We start from the raw sequence: 15171 nt of genomic DNA, 5'->3' as shown, positions 1-15171 counted from the left end.
AGACGGTCACCGCACCGCCGACCGGTCGCCCAGCAGGACGGGCAGGGTCACGGCCATGATCCACAGGTCCAGCCAGAAGGACTGGCGCTCGATATAGTCGACGTCCAGCTGCACCCGGCGGCGAACGTCGTGGGCGCTGTCCAAGGGGCCGCGCGAGCCGTTGATGGCGGCCCAGCCGGTCATGCCCGGCTTGATGCGGTGGCGATGGGCGTATTCGGCGACCAGCAGGGCGGATTCGACCTGACCCGTCTTCATGCCGATGGCGTGGGGGCGGGGGCCGACCAGCGACATCTCGCCGGTCAGGACGTTGAGAAGCTGCGGCAGCTCGTCGAGGCTGGTCTTGCGCAGGAATTTGCCGACCTTCGTGATCCGGTCGTCGTCGGCCGTGACCTGACGCGAGGCGGTGGCGTCGGAGGCCTCCTGACGCATGGAGCGGAATTTCCACACCACGATGGCCTCCTGATTGAAGCCGTGGCGGCGCTGGCGGAAGAAGATCGGGCCGGGGCTGTCCAGCTTCACGGCCAGGGCGCACAGGCCGATGATCGGCGAAACGGCGATCAGGCCCAATGTGCCGATGACGATGTCCTGAAGACGTTTGTGGAAGGCGCGGCGGTCGGCGTCGGCGGCGTTCAGCGAGGCCAGGGGCGCGCGCGCCAGCTTGGTCAGGGCGGCGGTGCGCTCCTCCTCGCCCTGCGGATCGACCAGCAGGGTGACTTCGTTGGGCAGGGTCTGCAGTTGCGCCGTCAGTTCGCGCACCCGGGCCTGGGCCTCGGGGTCGATGGCCAGGACGATGCGGTCGACGTAAGGCGTGATCTTGTGGTTCAGCAGAGCCCCGGCGGCGCCCAGCACCGGCACGCCCTCGACGCTGTCGGGGTTGCGGGCCAGACGGTCGTCGAAAACGCCCAGCACATTGATGTCGCGGCGCTTGAGCGCGTCCTTGATCAGCCGCTCGGCATGGCGGGTCGCGCCGACCACCACGATATTGGGCGTCAGGGCGCCCGTATCACGCCAGTGGGCCACCAGACCGCTCCACAGGCTGTGCAGGACCATGACGGTCAGAAGGGTCGCCCCGGCCCAGACGCCGATGGTCTCCAGCTCCACCGCCGGGCCGCGCAGCAGCCAGCCGAGGCCGAGCGCCAGAACGCCCGCGGTCGCGGCGACCCCCGTCAGGGCCGCCAGATGCAGGGTCAGCGAAGACTGACGGTCGAACTGATACAGGCCCAGCGACTTCATCAGGCCAAGAACCACCACGGCGCCCAGAATCATCGGCGCCGCGCGCGCGATCTCCAGCGCCATCAGATCACCGGGCGACACAGCCCAGCCGCAGGCCAGGGTCACGGCCATGACCGCCAGCACGTCGACGGTCCGGAAATAGTGCACCGACAGGCGCGAGCCGTGCTTCTGGCGCGCGTTCAGCCAGACCTCGGGCCGGAACGGACCGCGCCGCGAGGCCCCGTCCGCCTTCGCGTCCGACCGGGGCGCGAGGGCCTGAACCACAGGCGCATCGACGACGCGCGCGCCGGTCTCGGGCTCGCCCTGGATCAGGCGGGTCGCGTTCAGGGTGTTCGACATCGTCATCCGCGGATTGGGAAACTCCACGGCATCCTGCACAGCCGCCGTGGATGTCGCGTTAACGCGTCGGGTTTTCGTGTTTGGTCAAACTTCTGCGTCTTGCCGATTGCGCCCGGCGACGACCTTCGCTATCGACGCCTCCTGCCGGAGACGTGGCCGAGTGGCTGAAGGCAACGGTTTGCTAAATCGTCATACCCTGTAAGGGGTATCGAGGGTTCGAATCCCTCCGTCTCCGCCACTTCAGTCCCAAGCTGGGCACGCCGATTCCCGCCGATTTCCCGCTGGAAACGGCGGTGAGCGTGCGAAGCAGCTCTCCCTTCGATCCCATGATGCGAACTTCGGCCTCTCCGACCTCGACCCGTTGGGCGAAGGCGCGCAGGTGATCCCGCCGATAGCCGCCCCCGTCGAGGCGGATGCGCTGCCGCGCCACGTCGGCGAACCGGCGCACGGTGGCAGGCGTCACCGCCTGATTGCCGGAGCTTTCGAGCATGGCCTGCGCGCGTTCGGCATCGACCTGCGCCTGGTCGCGGAGCGCCTTCAACCCAGCGATGCGATCTTTCAGCGCCGGGTCGGACAGATCGGCCACGCCTGATTCGATCGCGTCATAGAGGCGCTTCAGTCGAAGCTCGGTCTCGGCCGCCCGGCGGTTCAGTTCGGCGATATGGTCCTGCCGGCGTTCGGCGCGTTCGTGCCGGCGGTCGAGGACCGAGGCCAGCACCTCCTCCAGCCGGTCGGGCTGGAGCAGCCGATCCTCGATATGGCTGGCGACGATGGTGTCGAGCTTTTCCATCGGGATCGAACGGCCCGAGCAGCCGGTCTCGCCCTGCCGCGCCTTGATCGAGCAGGTGTAGTAGCGATAGCGCCCGCCCTTGCCGGTGCGGATCGTCATGGCTCCCCCGCATTTTTCGCAGAAGCAGATCCCGGTCAGCAAGGTCGGGCCGCTGACGACGCGCGGCGGCGTGACCTTGGGATTGCGGGCCTTCAGATGCGCCTGCACGGCGTCGAAGGTTTCGAGGTCGATCAGCGGCGGCACGGGCACGGTGACGATCTCGCTGATCGGCTTCAGTTCCTTGGTCTTCGAACGCTTATTGAACTCGTGCTCGCCGATATAGGTGCGCCGGGTCAGGATGCGGTGAAGCTGGCCGATGCCCCAGCGCCCGCCGTCGCGGGTGAAGATGCGGCGCGCGTTCAGGTGGCTGACGATCGCCTTGACGCCCATCGGGCCGGACGTGCCATTCCCTTCCAGCGCCAGCCGGTAGATCAGCCGCACGGTGTCGGCGTGCAGCGGGTCGATCTCCAGCTTCTTCTTGGTCTTGGCCCCGCGCTGCTCGGCCGCGACGATGCGGTAGCCGATCGGCGGGAGCGCGCCGTTCCAGAAGCCCTGCCGCGCGTTCTCCTTGAGGGCGCGCATGACGTGCTTGCCGTTCTCCTTCGACTGATACTCGTCGAACAGCGCCATGATCTGACGCATCATGACGTGCATCGGGTCGTCGCCCATCTCCTGCGTGATCGAGACCAGCTTCACGCCGTTCTTGGCGAGCTTGCGGACATAGAATTCCAACTCGAAGTGATCGCGGAAGAAGCGGCTGAACGAGTGGACCACGACGATATCGAAGGGCGCGGGCTTGGACGTCCCCGCCTCGATCATGCGCTGAAACTCGGGGCGGCGATCGTTGGTCGCGGATGCGCCCGGCTCGACGAAGGTGTCGATGAGTTGATAGCCGCGCGACACGCAATAGGCCTCGCCCTGGCGCTTCTGGTCGGGGATGGAGACATCGTGCTCGGCCTGGCGGGTCGTCGAGACGCGGAGGTAGAGAGCCGCGCGGATGGCGACCAATGGAGTTTCCTTATTCATGGTCGGTTTCCTTACGGCGTGATGGCTGGCGACGGCCGGTCAACGCCAGTTCCAGCACGACGCGATCGTGGATGAGTTTAGGTGCGAGCTTACGGCCATCGCGCTCCATGCGGATCAGGCCGTAGCCGATCATCGCTTTCAGGGTGCGCGACAGATTGGATTTCTGCCGCCCAGTCAGCGTGGCCAAGGCGTCGAGCGAATCCGGCTTCTCCTGCGCGATGATGCGCAGCATTTCGCGATTGGGAGCCGACAAGATCTTGGCGAAGGATTCCGTCGAGACGAACCAGGCACTCGGATCACCCGGTGACGGTTTCTCCTCCCCCCGCGCAATGCGCAGCGTGCGGGCCTTCATCTCTTCGGGATCGGCAATTCCGACCTTCAGCGTGGTCACGGGCGGGGCCTCCATTGGGGCGCTCGCCGACCGACGAAGGCGTCAAACGGCGAAGAAAATATTCGCCGTATTGTTATCATACCCAAGCAACTTAAGCAAGGAAAATGAGCATCCTGGCCTATGTCGGCATTCCTTTGACGGCATCATGCGGGCGGCCCGAACAGCTCGTCGAAAATGTCGCCGAACCATGCCTCGAACAGGTCGATCTCGGCCTCCGTCACCGGCACGCGGTCGGGCCAGTCGTCGGTGACGGTCCAGGATTCGACATCGTGCTTCGGCGGTCGGCCGATGCGCGGGGCCGGCGTCTCGATGTCGTCCTGCGGGATATAGTCGTAGAGGTCGTCGGGCAGAGCCGCGGACACGATACGGAGCCGGCGTTGCGGGCGATCAGCGGCGCGCCGGGACATGGGAATCACGTTCTGTGAGATGACCAACCGTAACGACACCTGACCCTTCATCCTGATGCTGGCCTTCGCCCTGACGCCGCGCAATTCTTCCAGCATCGGCGGATTGCACGAACTGTGAAGACGGCGCGTTGCGATACGTCGATCGTATTCCGCGATCGGTCTCACGATGATGGGCGGGCGTCGGCATCATGATGACCTGTCCCCGCTCGCCGCCGTGCCGCGCTTCGCTTTGGCAAACGCCCGATCGGTGGCGATGAACCGCTCCAGCATGGGCACGATGAGGCGAACGGGATCGGTGGGCGGATGGCCGCTCTCGCGGCCGAGCACCTCGGCATAGGCGGCGAGATCTCGGTGCAGATCGGCGGGCAGCTCCACTGTCACCTTCACCGGCTTGTCGTCGGCGATCGGGCCGAGCTTCAGCTTGGTCATGGCGTGGCTCCGTAGGGTTCAAGGACGAGATCGCGGGTGACGATGACGCGGACCGGGAATCCTGGCCGGATGGTGAGCGTCGGCTGGACGTTGAGCTGGCGGCGGACGATCTGCTGACCGGCGTCGTTGATGGTGTCCTGCGCGCCGTCGCGGATGGCGCCGATCAGGCGGTCGTTCTGGTCGGTCGCCAGTTCAGCTCCGACGCCGAGCAGGGTCGAGAGCGCTGCGGCCTTCGCCAGATCCCACCAGTGATAATCGACGCCGTCCTCCAAGCCTGCAAAGCCTTCGGCGTCGGCGCCCGGCTGGCGCTCCAGCACGATCGACCGGCCGTTCGGCAGGATCAGCCGGTTCCAGACCAGCAGGACACGGCGCTGACCGAAGCCGACGCCGTTATCGTACTGGCCGATCAATCGCGTGCCCTGCGGCACGAGCAGGATGCGCCCGGTCGGGCTGTCATAGACATTCTCCGTGACCTGGGCGGTGATCTGGCCGGGCAGATCGGAGCGGATGCCGGTGATCAGCGCCGCCGGGATCACGGCCCCGGCTTGCAGGATGTTCGGCGATGCTGGTGCGGCGACGCGATCTGGCGCAACGGTGCGCCGGTCGGCCGCCTGATTGAGGAAGGCGAGCTGGCGGTCCTGGGCCGTGGGCGTCGCCGGCTGCGGCGCGAGGCCCAGGCTGGTCAGGTCCGGCATAGGCGGCGTGGCATTGGCGGTCGCGGTGGCAGGCGGCGCGGTCGCCCGCGTCTCGGTCGAAGCGAACAGCCGGCCGGTCCGCGCCGCTTCGATTTCCTGAAGCCGGCGCTGCTCTTCGGCGCTGAGACCCGGCGGAGTCGCGGCGGGTGTACCGATGCCCGGCGTGGGCACGGGCTGACCGCGGTTCTGGGCGTCGAGGATCGGTCGCCCGAGGTCGCCTGGCAAAGCGGGTCCGAGGATCGGGCCGGTATAGTCGCGCGGCAGACCATTGAGCCCATCGGCGGTCGCGCGGTTCTCGGTCGAATAGAGTTCGCTGTTGGCGACGCCGCCCTCACGGGTCTGGAGCGCATAGATCAGCGCGCCGCCGATCCCGGTGCTGGCGACCAGGCCGAGACCGATCAGAACCTTGCGCGACAGCCGGGTGACGCGCGGCGGCTCGGCACGAAGACGCATGGGCGCCACCGGCTCGCCGGTCAGCGGCTTGGCGTCATCGTCATCCGGCTCAGGTGTCGGCCCCTTTGCTTTCTCGGGATCGATCTCGCTCACGATGCCGGCCTCCCGTCGGTGCGGGTGATCCGGACGCGCCGCTGGGTGCCTCCGGTGCCGAAGCGCAGTTCGGCGGCGGCGAACAGCCGATCGACGATCATGTGTCGGCCGCGAACGCGGTAATTGACCAGTTCGGAGGTGTTGCCCTCCGGCCCGACGACGAACAGCGGCGGCATTTCCCCTTGCGCGATGCCACGCGGGAACTCGACGAACACCTGCCGGCCATCGTCGAAGGCGCGCAGAGGCCGCCACGGCGCGCGGTCGCCCTCGATCGCATAGCGGAAATTGACGTTGGCCAGATCTACGCCGCTGGCGATTGGCTGCGCGGCCTCGGCCTGTTGATTCTGGCGGCGCAGCGCGATGAGCTGGTCCTGCGGATATTGCCAGGACACGGACGCCATATAGGTCCGCTCGGTCGAGCGCAGTTCCATGTGATAGGTGCGCAGGTTGGTGTTGATGACGAGGTTGGTCATCAGCTCGGGCCGCGTCGGCTTCACCAGGATATGCACCTGCTGGGTCGCGCCGGAGCCGCTAAGCGTGTCGCCGATGATCCAGCGTACGGTGTCGCCGGCAGCGACCGGGCCAGAGCCGACGAGCGTTTCGCCCGGCTGGAGGGCGATGTCGGTGATCTGTCCGACGGCGGTATAGACCTGATAGAGTGCGCCGCCCGTATAGGGATAGACCTGCATGGCGTTGATGAAGCCGTCCCGCACCGGTTGGATGCGAGCGGCGGCGTTGGCCTGGTTGACGCGGGCGGCGGGATCGGTCGGTTCGGGCGCACGGCGGGATGCCTCCACCGGCTTCATCTGACCGGGCAGCGGCAGAGGACGCGGCAATTCGACGACGGTGACGGGCGATGGCGGATCGACCGTCTGCACGGCGGGCGCGGCATCGTCATAAGAAATCTCGGGCGGCTTCTGCGTCGTCGCGCAGCCGGCGAGCGCCGTGGCGGAGAGCAGCAGGACCGCGAACGCGGCTTTACGGAAAACAGGTTTTCCGGCTCTGCGCATTGGCGGAACGGCGGGAACACGGTTCGCCGGATGTCCGGCGGTCAGTTGAGACGGCCGGATCATTGTCCAAGCTCCTTCGACCAGTTGATGGCGTTGACGTAGATTCCGAGCGGATTGGCTCGGAGCTTTTCGGCGTCACGCGGCGGCGCGACGGCGATGGTGAGAATGGCGGTCCAACGCGAGGTCTCCGCGAGCGAGCCATCCTGATAACGGCGCTCAACCCAGGCGACGCGGAAGCTATCGGGTGACGCCCGGATGACGGACGACACTTCGATGGCGATCTGTTGCTTGCCGACTTTCGTGAAAGGGTCGTTGACGCGGGCGTAGTCGTTGAGGGCCATCGCGCCGCGATCGGTGGTGAACTCATAGGCGCGCAGCCAGTTCTGGCGGACGATGATGGCGTCGGCCGGGATCGAGCGGACCTGCTCGATGAAGCGCGCGAGGTGCCAGGCGATCTGCGGATCGGTCGGGCGATAGTCGGCGACGGCGGGTGCGATGGCCTGCGCCTGACCCAGCCGGTCGACCTGCACCACCCACGGCACGATCGAGCCGTTGGCCGATTGCCAGACCAGCGCGCCCGACAGCCCCGCCGACAGGATCAGCGAGCCGAAGGCCATCAGCCGCCAATTCTTCGCCTGAACGCGGGCCGAGCCGATGCGGTCGTCCCAAACCTGGGCGGCGCGTTGGTATGGGGTCTCGGGCTGCGGCGTCTTGCCGTAGTGAGTGGCGGATCGTTTGAACATCAGCGGTCGCTTTCGGAGAGGTTGACGGAAGAGCCGCCGCCGTGGCTGTCGCCGGATTTGACGGCGTGGGCGGCGGCCTGGATGCCGTGCGAGGCCTGCTGGCCGCGCTTCATGCGCTTGGCCCAAGCAGGCGGGCCGTCAGCGCTGGCGGAGGATGAAGAGCCGGACGGCGCATCGGGGGCGCTATCCGGCGCGGCCTCGCCGCTGACGGCGCGTTCGCCGGCCTGGAAACTGTCCTTCATCGACGCGGCAGCGCGCTTGAACGGACTGGCGATGGCGGACCCGGCCTTGGATGCGCCGGTGCTGGCAACGCCCGATGCGCCACCGGCGAGATAGGCGGCGGTCGCACCACCCGCGAGGGTCGCGCTGCCTCGGGCGGCAGCGGCAGCGCCCCCGGCCAAAGCGGCTCCACCGGACGCGACCGCACCGATTGCAGCACCTCCGGCAGCGACCATGCCGCCCGCCGCGAGACCGGTACCGATCGCAGCACCCGCGCCGAGCTGCGGGCCGCCGGAGACGAGACCGTTGGCGATTCCGGGACCGAAGATGCCGAGGCCGAGCAGCGACAGCGCGGCGAGCACGATCGCCATGGCGTCGTCGATCGTCGGCGCGGTGCCACCGAAGCCTGCGGTGAACTGGCTGAACAGGGTCGAGCCGATGCCGATGATGACGGCGAGCACCAGCACCTTGATGCCGCTGGAGATGACGTTGCCCAGCACACGTTCGGCCATGAAGGCAGACTTGCCGAACAGGCCGAAGGGAATGAGCACGAAGCCGGCGAGCGTCGTCAGCTTGAACTCGATCAGGGTGACGAAGAGCTGGATGGCGAGGATGAAGAAGGCGAGCAGCACGAGCGCCCAGGCGAACAGCAGGCAGGCGATTTGGATGAAGTTCTCGAAGAACGAAATCCAGCCCATCAGGCCGGAGATCGATTCGAGGAGCGGCCGTCCGGCGTCGAGGCCGACCTGCGCCACCTTGCCGGGGCGCAGGAGATCGGCCGTGCTGAACCCCGTGCCGGACGCCTTCAGGCCGAGACCGGCGAAGCTCTCGAAGACGATCCGTGCAAGGTTGTTCCAGTTGCCGATGATGTAGGCGAAGACCCCGACGAACAGCGTCTTCTTGATGAGCCGTCCGATGATGTCGTCATCGCCGCCCATCGACCAGAACAAGGCCGCCAGCGTCACGTCGATGACGATCAGCGTCGTGGCGATGAAGGCGACCTCGCCCGACAACAGGCCGAAGCCTGAGTCGATATAGCGGGTGAAGACGGCCAGGAACTGGTCGATGACGCCGGTGCCGCCCATGCCTATTGCTCCCCGGCCATGCTCGGCTCTACCGGCGCGGTCTGTCTGGTGATGGGATCGTCATTCGGGGTTGCGGGCGACGCGGCCTGCGGAGCCGTCGGCGGCTGTTTCCGATCGAGACCGAGAAAGCGGTCGCGGCTTTCGGCCCAGACGCGCAGGCACTCGGCGTCACGCGCGCCGGCCTCGCCGAGCCGCTGGCAGCGGCGCTGTCCCTCACGCAGCGGATCGGGAGCGGACGGCGCGACCATTGGCATGGCCGAGTTCGTCGGCGTTTCGTCCTGCCGGGTCATCTCGATCGCCGTGGCGGTCACGGCGATGGCGACGAAGATGACGGCGCCGAGGCGCGCGAGGGTCTTGCCGTCCATGGCGCGTCTCCCCGCTCAGTTGTTGCCGTTGTTGAACATCTGCGCGTGGCCGGGCTGGTAGCCCGTGCCCGGCGTCAGGAAGCGGCGGCGCTGCTCGCGGCCCTGCTCGGCGGCCGCCGCGCGCTCAGCCTCGGTCAGCGCCTGCGCGCGGCCGTTGGCGGCGACGACGGCGGTGAGATCGGCGAGCTGCTGGGCCTGGAGCGCGAGAAGCTGATTGCCGGCCTGCGTCGCCTGAAGCGCGCCGGTGGCGGACTGGCTCGATCCGACCAGCGCCGACATCTGGGAGCGGTTGGTGTCGATATTGCCGACAACGCCGGCCTGCACCTTCATCGCGTCCTGCAATCCGCCCACGGTGCTCTGCCAGCGCGAACGGGCGTCCGTGACCAGTTGGCTGTCGGAGGCCGACATCGAAACATTGCCGTATTGCTGCTGAAAGGCGCGGTCGATCTGCTGGACGTCGAAGGCGATGTTCTGCGCCTGGTTAAGAAGCGCTTGCGTCCGCTGCACCGACTGCTGAAGCTGTTGCAGTGACGAGTAAGGCAGGCTGGCGAGATTGCGGGCCTGGTTCATCAGCATCTGGGCTTCGTTCTGAAGCTGGGTGATCTGCTGATTGACCGACTGGAGGGTGCGCGCCGCCGTCAGGATGTTCTGCGCATAGTTCGACGGATCGAACACCACCCACTGCGCGGCGGCGGGCGTGGTGACGATCGGCGACAAAGCGAGCGGCACGGACAGGATGGATGCGGCGACAAACGCCGCGCGTGAACGACGAAACATCATGATGGTGTCTCCATGTTGGTGAGGTCGGGGATGAGATCGGCGGCCCAGGCGACGCCGCGATGGCGCAGCCAGGCAGCGAGGAAGCCGTCGCGGCCGTTGTCAGTGACGATGCGGGCGATCTGGGTCTGATCGGTCTTCGACGAGGCGGCGCAGAGCGCCAGCGCCACGTCGGACAGACCCAGCTCGAACAGCCGGTTGCCGCGCCGGGACTGGCAGTAATAGTCGCGCTTCGGCGTCGCCCGTGCGAGGATCTCGATCTGGCGGTCGTTGAGGCCGAAGCGGCGATAGATGGCGGTGATCTGCGGTTCGATCGCCCGTTCGTTCGGCAGCAGCAGCCGGGTCTGGCAGCTCTCGATGATGGCGGGCGCGATCGAACTGCCGTCGATGTCCGAAAGGCTTTGCGTGGCGAAGATCACCGACGCATTCTTCTTGCGCAGCGTCTTCAGCCATTCGCGGAGCTGGCCGGCGAAGCCCTCGTCGTCCAGTGCCAGCCAACCCTCGTCGATGATGATGAGCGTGGGCGATCCGTCGAGCCGGTCGCCGATGCGGTGGAACAGATAGGCCAGCACAGCCGGCGCGGCCTCGGTGCCGATCAGCCCTTCGGTCTCGAAGGCCTGAACGCTGGCGGAGCCGAGATATTCGGCCTCGGCGTCGAGCAGACGGCCATGCGCGCCGCCAACGCAGTAAGGGCGCAGCGCCTGCTTCAGGTCGTTCGACTGGAGCAGCACCGCGAGGCCGGTGATGGTCCGCTCGGCGATCGGCGCGGACGCCAGCGAGGTCAGTGCGGTCCAGATATACTCCTTCACCTCGGGCGTGATGGTGACGCCTTCGCGCATCAGGATTGCCACGATCCAGTCGGCGGCCCAGGCGCGCTCTGGCACGTCGTCGATGCGGGCGAGCGGCTGGAGGCTGACGCTGTCCTCCGCCCCGTCAGACAGGCCGCCGCCGAGATCGTGCCAATCGCCGCCCATGGCGAGGGCTGCGGCGCGAATGCTGCCGCCGAAGTCGAAGGCGAAGACCTGCGCGCCGACGTAGCGCCGGAACTGGAGCGCCATGAGCGCCAGCAGCACGGACTTGCCGGCGCCGGTGGGGCCGACGACGAGCGTGTGGCCGACATCGCCGACGTGAAGGGATAACCGGAACGGGGTCGAGCCTTCGGTCTTGCCGAAGAGCAGTGGGGGCGCTGCAAAATGCTCGTCCCGTTCCGGACCCGCCCACACCGCCGAAAGCGGGATCATGTGGGCGAGGTTCAAAGTCGAAATCGGCGGCTGCCGGACATTGGCGTTGACGTGGCCGGGCAAGCTGCCGAGCCAGGCGTCCGCCGCGTTGATGGTCTCGGCCATCGCCGTGAAGTCCCGGCCTTGGATGACCTTCTCGACCAGCCGCAGCTTCTCGTCGGCAAGACGCGGATCGTCGTCCCAGACCGTCACCGTCGCGGTGACGTAGGCGAGACCGGCATAGTCCGCACCCAGTTCCTGCAAGGCCATGTCGGCGTCGGCCGCCTTGTTGGCCGCATCGGTATCGACCAGCGCGGACGCCTCGTTGGTCATCACCTCCTTGAGGATGGCGGCGATCGACTTGCGCTTGGCGAACCATTGCCGCCGGATCTTGGTCAGCAGCTTCGTCGCATCGGACTTGTCGAGCAGGATGGCGCGGGTGGACCAGCGATACGGAAAGGCCAGCCGGTTCAGCTCGTCGAGCAGACCGGGCGTGGTCGCGGTCGGGAAGCCGACGATGGTCAGGACACGCAGATGCGTCGAACCCAATCGCGGCTCCAGCCCGCTGGTCAGCGGCTGATCGGCGACGAGCGCATCGAGATACATCGGTGTCTCGGGCACGCGGACCCGGTGGCGCTGCGTCGAAACGCAGGAATGCAGATAGGTCAGCGTCTCGGCATCATCAAGCCAGACGCATTCGGGCATGAAGCCTTCGACCAGGTGCAGCACGCGGTCGGTGCGATCGACGAAGCCGGTCAGCATCTCGCGCCCATCGACGCCGGCGCGCTCGCGGCCCTCGTACAGCCAGGTCTCGGCGCGCGCCGCGTCCTCGGCCGGCGGCAGATAGGTGAAGGTCAGGAAGTAGCTGGACTCGTAGTGCGAGGCGGCTTCCTCGAAATCCGCCTTGCGCTCGGCATCGACCAGCGCGGACGCGGCATCGGGAAACTGGCTCGTCGGATAGGACGCGGCCTCATGGCGCTGGGCTTCGACGAAGATCGCCCAGCCCGATCCGAGCCGGCGAAAGGCGTTGTTCAATCGCCCGGCGACGGCGACCAGTTCGGCGGGCACGGCGCTGTCGAGATCGGGGCCACGAAACCGTGCGGTGCGCTGGAAGCTGCCATCCTTGTTGAGGACGACGCCGGAGCCGACCAGCGCCACCCAGGGCAGGAAGTCGGCGAGACGGGTGGCGGTGCGACGATACTCTGCCAGGTTCATCATGGTGGCGCTCCCCTCAGACCGACAGGTGGCCGGGGATGCGCAGATGGCGGCGCACCACATCGACGAACATCGGATCGCGCTTCGCCGCCCAGACGGCCGCGAGATGCCCGACCGCCCAGATGGCGAGGCCGACCAGCCAGAGGCGTAAGCCGAGACCGAGCGCCGCCGCCAGCGTACCGTTGAGGATGGCGAGGCCGCGCGGCGCGCCGCCGAGCAGGATATGCTCGGTCAGCGCCCGGTGGACCGGCACGGCATAGCCCGGCACGTCTCCGGCATGGTCAGCCATATCCGCCATCAGACGAGCGCCCCGCCGCCGAAGGAGAAGAACGACAGGAAGAAGCTCGACGCGGCGAACGCGATCGACAGGCCGAAGACGATCTGGATCAGACGGCGGAAGCCGCCCGAGGTGTCGCCGAAGGCCAGCGCTAGGCCGGTCGAGATGATGACGATGACGGCGATGATCTTGGCGACCGGGCCTTCGATCGACTGGAGGATGGATTGCAGCGGCGCTTCCCAAGGCATCGATGAGCCGGAGGCATGGGCGGCGGGCGCCAGCATCATGCTGACGGAAACGGCAAGGGCCGCGGTCGCCATGGTGTGGCAACCGCGCGAGAGGATGCGGATCATCGGATATCTCCTTTGGGTTCGAGATTGAGGACGGGCTGGATGTCGCCGCCGTCGGTGACGGCCGGCACGACGCGGTAATCGCCGTCTGCGCCGAGGCCTTCGACGCGGGCGAGTTCGACAAGCCGGCGCTGCGCGCCGCGCCCGGCGAGCACGGCGACGAGATCGATGGTCTCGGCGATCAGCGCGCGCGGCACGGTGACGACGGCTTCCTGAATGAGCTGTTCGAGGCGGCGTATTGCGCCGATGGCGCTGCCCGCATGGATGGTGCCGACGCCTCCGGGATGGCCGGTGCCCCACGCTTTCAAAAGATCGAGTGCCTCGGGACCGCGCACCTCACCGATCGGAATTCGATCGGGGCGTAGGCGCAGCGATGAGCGGACAAGATCGGAGAGCGAGGCGACGCCGTCCTTGGTGCGCATGGCGACGAGGTTCGGCGCGGCGCATTGCAGCTCGCGCGTATCCTCGATGATGACGACGCGATCGGCGGTCTTCGCCACCTCGGCCAGCAGCGCATTGGTCAGCGTGGTCTTGCCGGTCGAGGTGCCGCCGGCGACGAGGATGTTGGCACGCGAAGCAACGGCGGATCGCAGCGCCTCGGCCTGGTCCGGCGTCATGATCCCGGCCGAGACATAATCTGCGAGGGTGAACACGGCGACGGCAGGCTTGCGGATGGCGAACGCGGGCGCAGCGACGACCGGGGGCAGCAGCCCCTCAAACCGTTCGCCGGTCTCAGGCAGTTCGGCAGAGACGCGCGGCGCACCGGCATGAACTTCGGCGCCGACATGATGCGCGACCAAGCGGACGATCCGCTCGCCATCAGCGGGGGCCAAAAACTCGCCAGTGTCGGACAGACCTTCGGACAGCCGGTCGATCCACAACCGCCCGTCCGGGTTCAGCATCACTTCGACGACGGCGGGGTCTTCCAGAAATCGCGCGATGGCGGGGCCGAGCGCGGTTCGCAGCATCCGCGCGCCTCGCGTCAAACTCTCCGAATTCTGGTGTGATACCGCCATTCCATCCCCGATCTCGCCGGGGACGACACAGACGCTTCCCCGACGGGGATGATTAAAAGAGCCGGAAGTTTGGCTGATTCAACAAGTATCTAACAGCCGGCGGTCATAGCGAAGAAACGGCGGTGATCGGCGGGATTGAAAATCCCGCGATCGATAGTGATGAGCTATGTCTACGCTTGTCGAAATCAGAAAAGGCAACGCAATGAGCAATAATCCAGGAAAGAAAGGCAAGCCTGCGCCGTGGGTCAAGCGGGAGCGCGACGATCGCGACCGGGCGCTGAACGAGTATAAGCAGGCGCATCATCCCGCCTATCGGGCGTGGCGCGAGGCTCGTAGCGAAGTCGGCAGAAAAGCCCGTGCTGAAGCGGAGACCCTGTTTCCGGGCTTGTCGGAAATCAGCCAGTCGATGAAGCACGCCGACAAGGCGGTCAGCGCCTGGGATAAGACGAACAAGAACCCGATGACATGGGAGGAATCGCAGGCGTTGGAATCCGAGTTCGCCAAGAGCTATGTTCCGATCGACCGATCATAGATCGTGCGACGGACGATTAGCGGCGTCCGTCATCCTGCGTATCGCCAGCATTTCGTCCTGCGTCGATGTCTCGCGACAGCTCCTTCAGGAATCGGTCGCCGGTCGCCAGCCGCCGCCCGAGCGATTGCAGGAAGCCGTCGAACCTCTCGGCGCCCTTCGCGCGGGCCGACGCCTGAGCGCTGTCGGGCAGCGGCGGGGTTACGGTCAGCCAGAAGCGGATGAACAGTGAAAGCGTCTCGCCGAGGATGGCGAGATCCTCGTCCAGGCCTTCGACCTGCCGCCCGAGCTTGTCCATGCGGCGGGCGAAGACGGCCTCCAGCCGTTCGGAGGCATCGGCCGACAGGAAGGACGCGACAGCGGCTTCGATCACGGCCGATTTGGAGACGTTGCGGCGCAGCGCCAACGCTTCGACCTTCTTCAACAAATCCGGGTCGAAATAGACGTTCATGCGGGATTTGGTCTGCATG

At 66.9% G+C, this 15171-nt stretch carries 17 protein-coding genes, 1 tRNA gene and 1 pseudogene; 3 read left to right on the top strand and 16 right to left on the bottom strand.

Annotated elements, in window-relative coordinates; genetic code table 11:
- Positions 1 to 6 precede the first annotated feature (6 nt).
- Positions 7 to 1572: an exopolysaccharide biosynthesis polyprenyl glycosylphosphotransferase gene (locus ACW172_RS18780; RefSeq protein WP_492032904.1), complete on the bottom strand. Its 1566-nt coding sequence runs from the start codon at positions 1570 to 1572 to the stop codon at positions 7 to 9.
- A gap of 146 nt (positions 1573 to 1718) precedes the next feature.
- On the opposite strand from ACW172_RS18780, the gene ACW172_RS18775 reads away from it, so the two are divergent.
- Both ACW172_RS18775 and ACW172_RS18770 read left to right on the top strand, forming a co-directional pair.
- Positions 1719 to 1810 (top strand) — tRNA-Ser (locus ACW172_RS18775).
- A 123-nt stretch (positions 1811 to 1933) separates the two neighbouring features.
- Positions 1934 to 2164 carry a hypothetical protein gene (locus tag ACW172_RS18770; protein ID WP_492032903.1) on the top strand — a complete coding sequence of 77 codons (231 nt, stop codon included), beginning with the start codon at positions 1934 to 1936 and terminating at the stop codon, positions 2162 to 2164.
- Positions 2165 to 2386: 222 nt separating this feature from the next.
- Here the strand turns inward: ACW172_RS18770 and ACW172_RS18765 are convergent.
- The 14 genes and pseudogenes from ACW172_RS18765 to trbB all read right to left on the bottom strand — a co-directional run.
- Positions 2387 to 3427, bottom strand: a pseudogene (locus tag ACW172_RS18765) (recombinase family protein); the annotation flags it as partial.
- On the bottom strand, positions 3420 to 3818 hold the full coding sequence (locus ACW172_RS18760; RefSeq protein WP_248117560.1) for an HVO_A0114 family putative DNA-binding protein: 399 nt from the start codon (positions 3816 to 3818) through the stop codon (positions 3420 to 3422). The gene ACW172_RS18760 and the pseudogene ACW172_RS18765, both read right to left, overlap by 8 nt.
- Before the next feature lie 143 nt (positions 3819 to 3961).
- On the bottom strand, positions 3962 to 4180 hold the full coding sequence (locus ACW172_RS18755; RefSeq protein ID WP_248117559.1) for a hypothetical protein: 219 nt from the start codon (positions 4178 to 4180) through the stop codon (positions 3962 to 3964).
- A 231-nt stretch (positions 4181 to 4411) separates the two neighbouring features.
- Positions 4412 to 4654 carry a DUF2274 domain-containing protein gene (locus ACW172_RS18750; protein ID WP_248117557.1) on the bottom strand — a complete coding sequence of 81 codons (243 nt, stop codon included), beginning with the start codon at positions 4652 to 4654 and terminating at the stop codon, positions 4412 to 4414.
- Positions 4651 to 5895 (bottom strand): TraB/TrbI/VirB10 family type IV secretion system protein, encoded by a 1245-nt coding sequence (locus ACW172_RS18745; protein ID WP_492032902.1) that lies wholly within the window; start codon positions 5893 to 5895, stop codon positions 4651 to 4653. Before ACW172_RS18745 ends, ACW172_RS18750 begins: the two co-directional genes overlap by 4 nt.
- Positions 5892 to 6968, bottom strand: a complete 1077-nt coding sequence (gene trbG / locus ACW172_RS18740; RefSeq protein ID WP_492032901.1) for a P-type conjugative transfer protein TrbG — start codon at positions 6966 to 6968, stop codon at positions 5892 to 5894. Before trbG ends, ACW172_RS18745 begins: the two co-directional genes overlap by 4 nt.
- Positions 6965 to 7648 carry a conjugal transfer protein TrbF gene (gene trbF / locus ACW172_RS18735; protein ID WP_248117555.1) on the bottom strand — a complete coding sequence of 228 codons (684 nt, stop codon included), beginning with the start codon at positions 7646 to 7648 and terminating at the stop codon, positions 6965 to 6967. Before trbF ends, trbG begins: the two co-directional genes overlap by 4 nt.
- A complete protein-coding gene (gene trbL, locus ACW172_RS18730) occupies positions 7648 to 8952 on the bottom strand; it encodes a P-type conjugative transfer protein TrbL (protein WP_492032900.1) in 1305 nt (434 codons plus the stop codon). Before trbL ends, trbF begins: the two co-directional genes overlap by 1 nt.
- 2 nt (positions 8953 to 8954) lie before the next feature.
- Entirely contained in the window at positions 8955 to 9317 is a 363-nt protein-coding gene (gene trbK-alt / locus ACW172_RS18725; RefSeq protein ID WP_492032899.1) for a putative entry exclusion protein TrbK-alt, read from the bottom strand.
- Between the two features lie 15 nt (positions 9318 to 9332).
- Positions 9333 to 10097, bottom strand: a complete 765-nt coding sequence (trbJ, locus tag ACW172_RS18720; protein WP_492032898.1) for a P-type conjugative transfer protein TrbJ — start codon at positions 10095 to 10097, stop codon at positions 9333 to 9335.
- Positions 10094 to 12532, bottom strand: coding sequence for a conjugal transfer protein TrbE (gene trbE, locus ACW172_RS18715; protein ID WP_492035020.1), 2439 nt, complete (start codon positions 12530 to 12532; stop codon positions 10094 to 10096). Before trbE ends, trbJ begins: the two co-directional genes overlap by 4 nt.
- Positions 12533 to 12545: 13 nt before the next feature.
- Positions 12546 to 12827 carry a VirB3 family type IV secretion system protein gene (locus tag ACW172_RS18710; protein ID WP_492032897.1) on the bottom strand — a complete coding sequence of 94 codons (282 nt, stop codon included), beginning with the start codon at positions 12825 to 12827 and terminating at the stop codon, positions 12546 to 12548.
- Positions 12827 to 13126, bottom strand: coding sequence for a TrbC/VirB2 family type IV secretion system protein (locus tag ACW172_RS18705; RefSeq protein ID WP_442859317.1), 300 nt, complete (start codon positions 13124 to 13126; stop codon positions 12827 to 12829). Before ACW172_RS18705 ends, ACW172_RS18710 begins: the two co-directional genes overlap by 1 nt.
- Before the next feature lie 29 nt (positions 13127 to 13155).
- Positions 13156 to 14124 carry a P-type conjugative transfer ATPase TrbB gene (trbB, locus tag ACW172_RS18700; protein ID WP_492032896.1) on the bottom strand — a complete coding sequence of 323 codons (969 nt, stop codon included), beginning with the start codon at positions 14122 to 14124 and terminating at the stop codon, positions 13156 to 13158.
- Positions 14125 to 14338: 214 nt separating this feature from the next.
- Here trbB and ACW172_RS18695 point away from each other — a divergent pair, with 214 nt between their 5' ends.
- Positions 14339 to 14704 carry a hypothetical protein gene (locus ACW172_RS18695; protein WP_492032895.1) on the top strand — a complete coding sequence of 122 codons (366 nt, stop codon included), beginning with the start codon at positions 14339 to 14341 and terminating at the stop codon, positions 14702 to 14704.
- 16 nt (positions 14705 to 14720) lie between these two features.
- Here the strand turns inward: ACW172_RS18695 and ACW172_RS18690 are convergent, their stop codons facing one another.
- Positions 14721 to 15152: a ribbon-helix-helix domain-containing protein gene (locus tag ACW172_RS18690; RefSeq protein WP_492032894.1), complete on the bottom strand. Its 432-nt coding sequence runs from the start codon at positions 15150 to 15152 to the stop codon at positions 14721 to 14723.
- Positions 15153 to 15171 lie beyond the last annotated feature (19 nt).

Source organism: Brevundimonas sp. ALps5, from assembly GCF_058681645.1.
The sequence above is the reverse complement of the archived record's forward strand: the minus strand, read 5'-3'. Positions and strand labels throughout refer to the sequence as shown.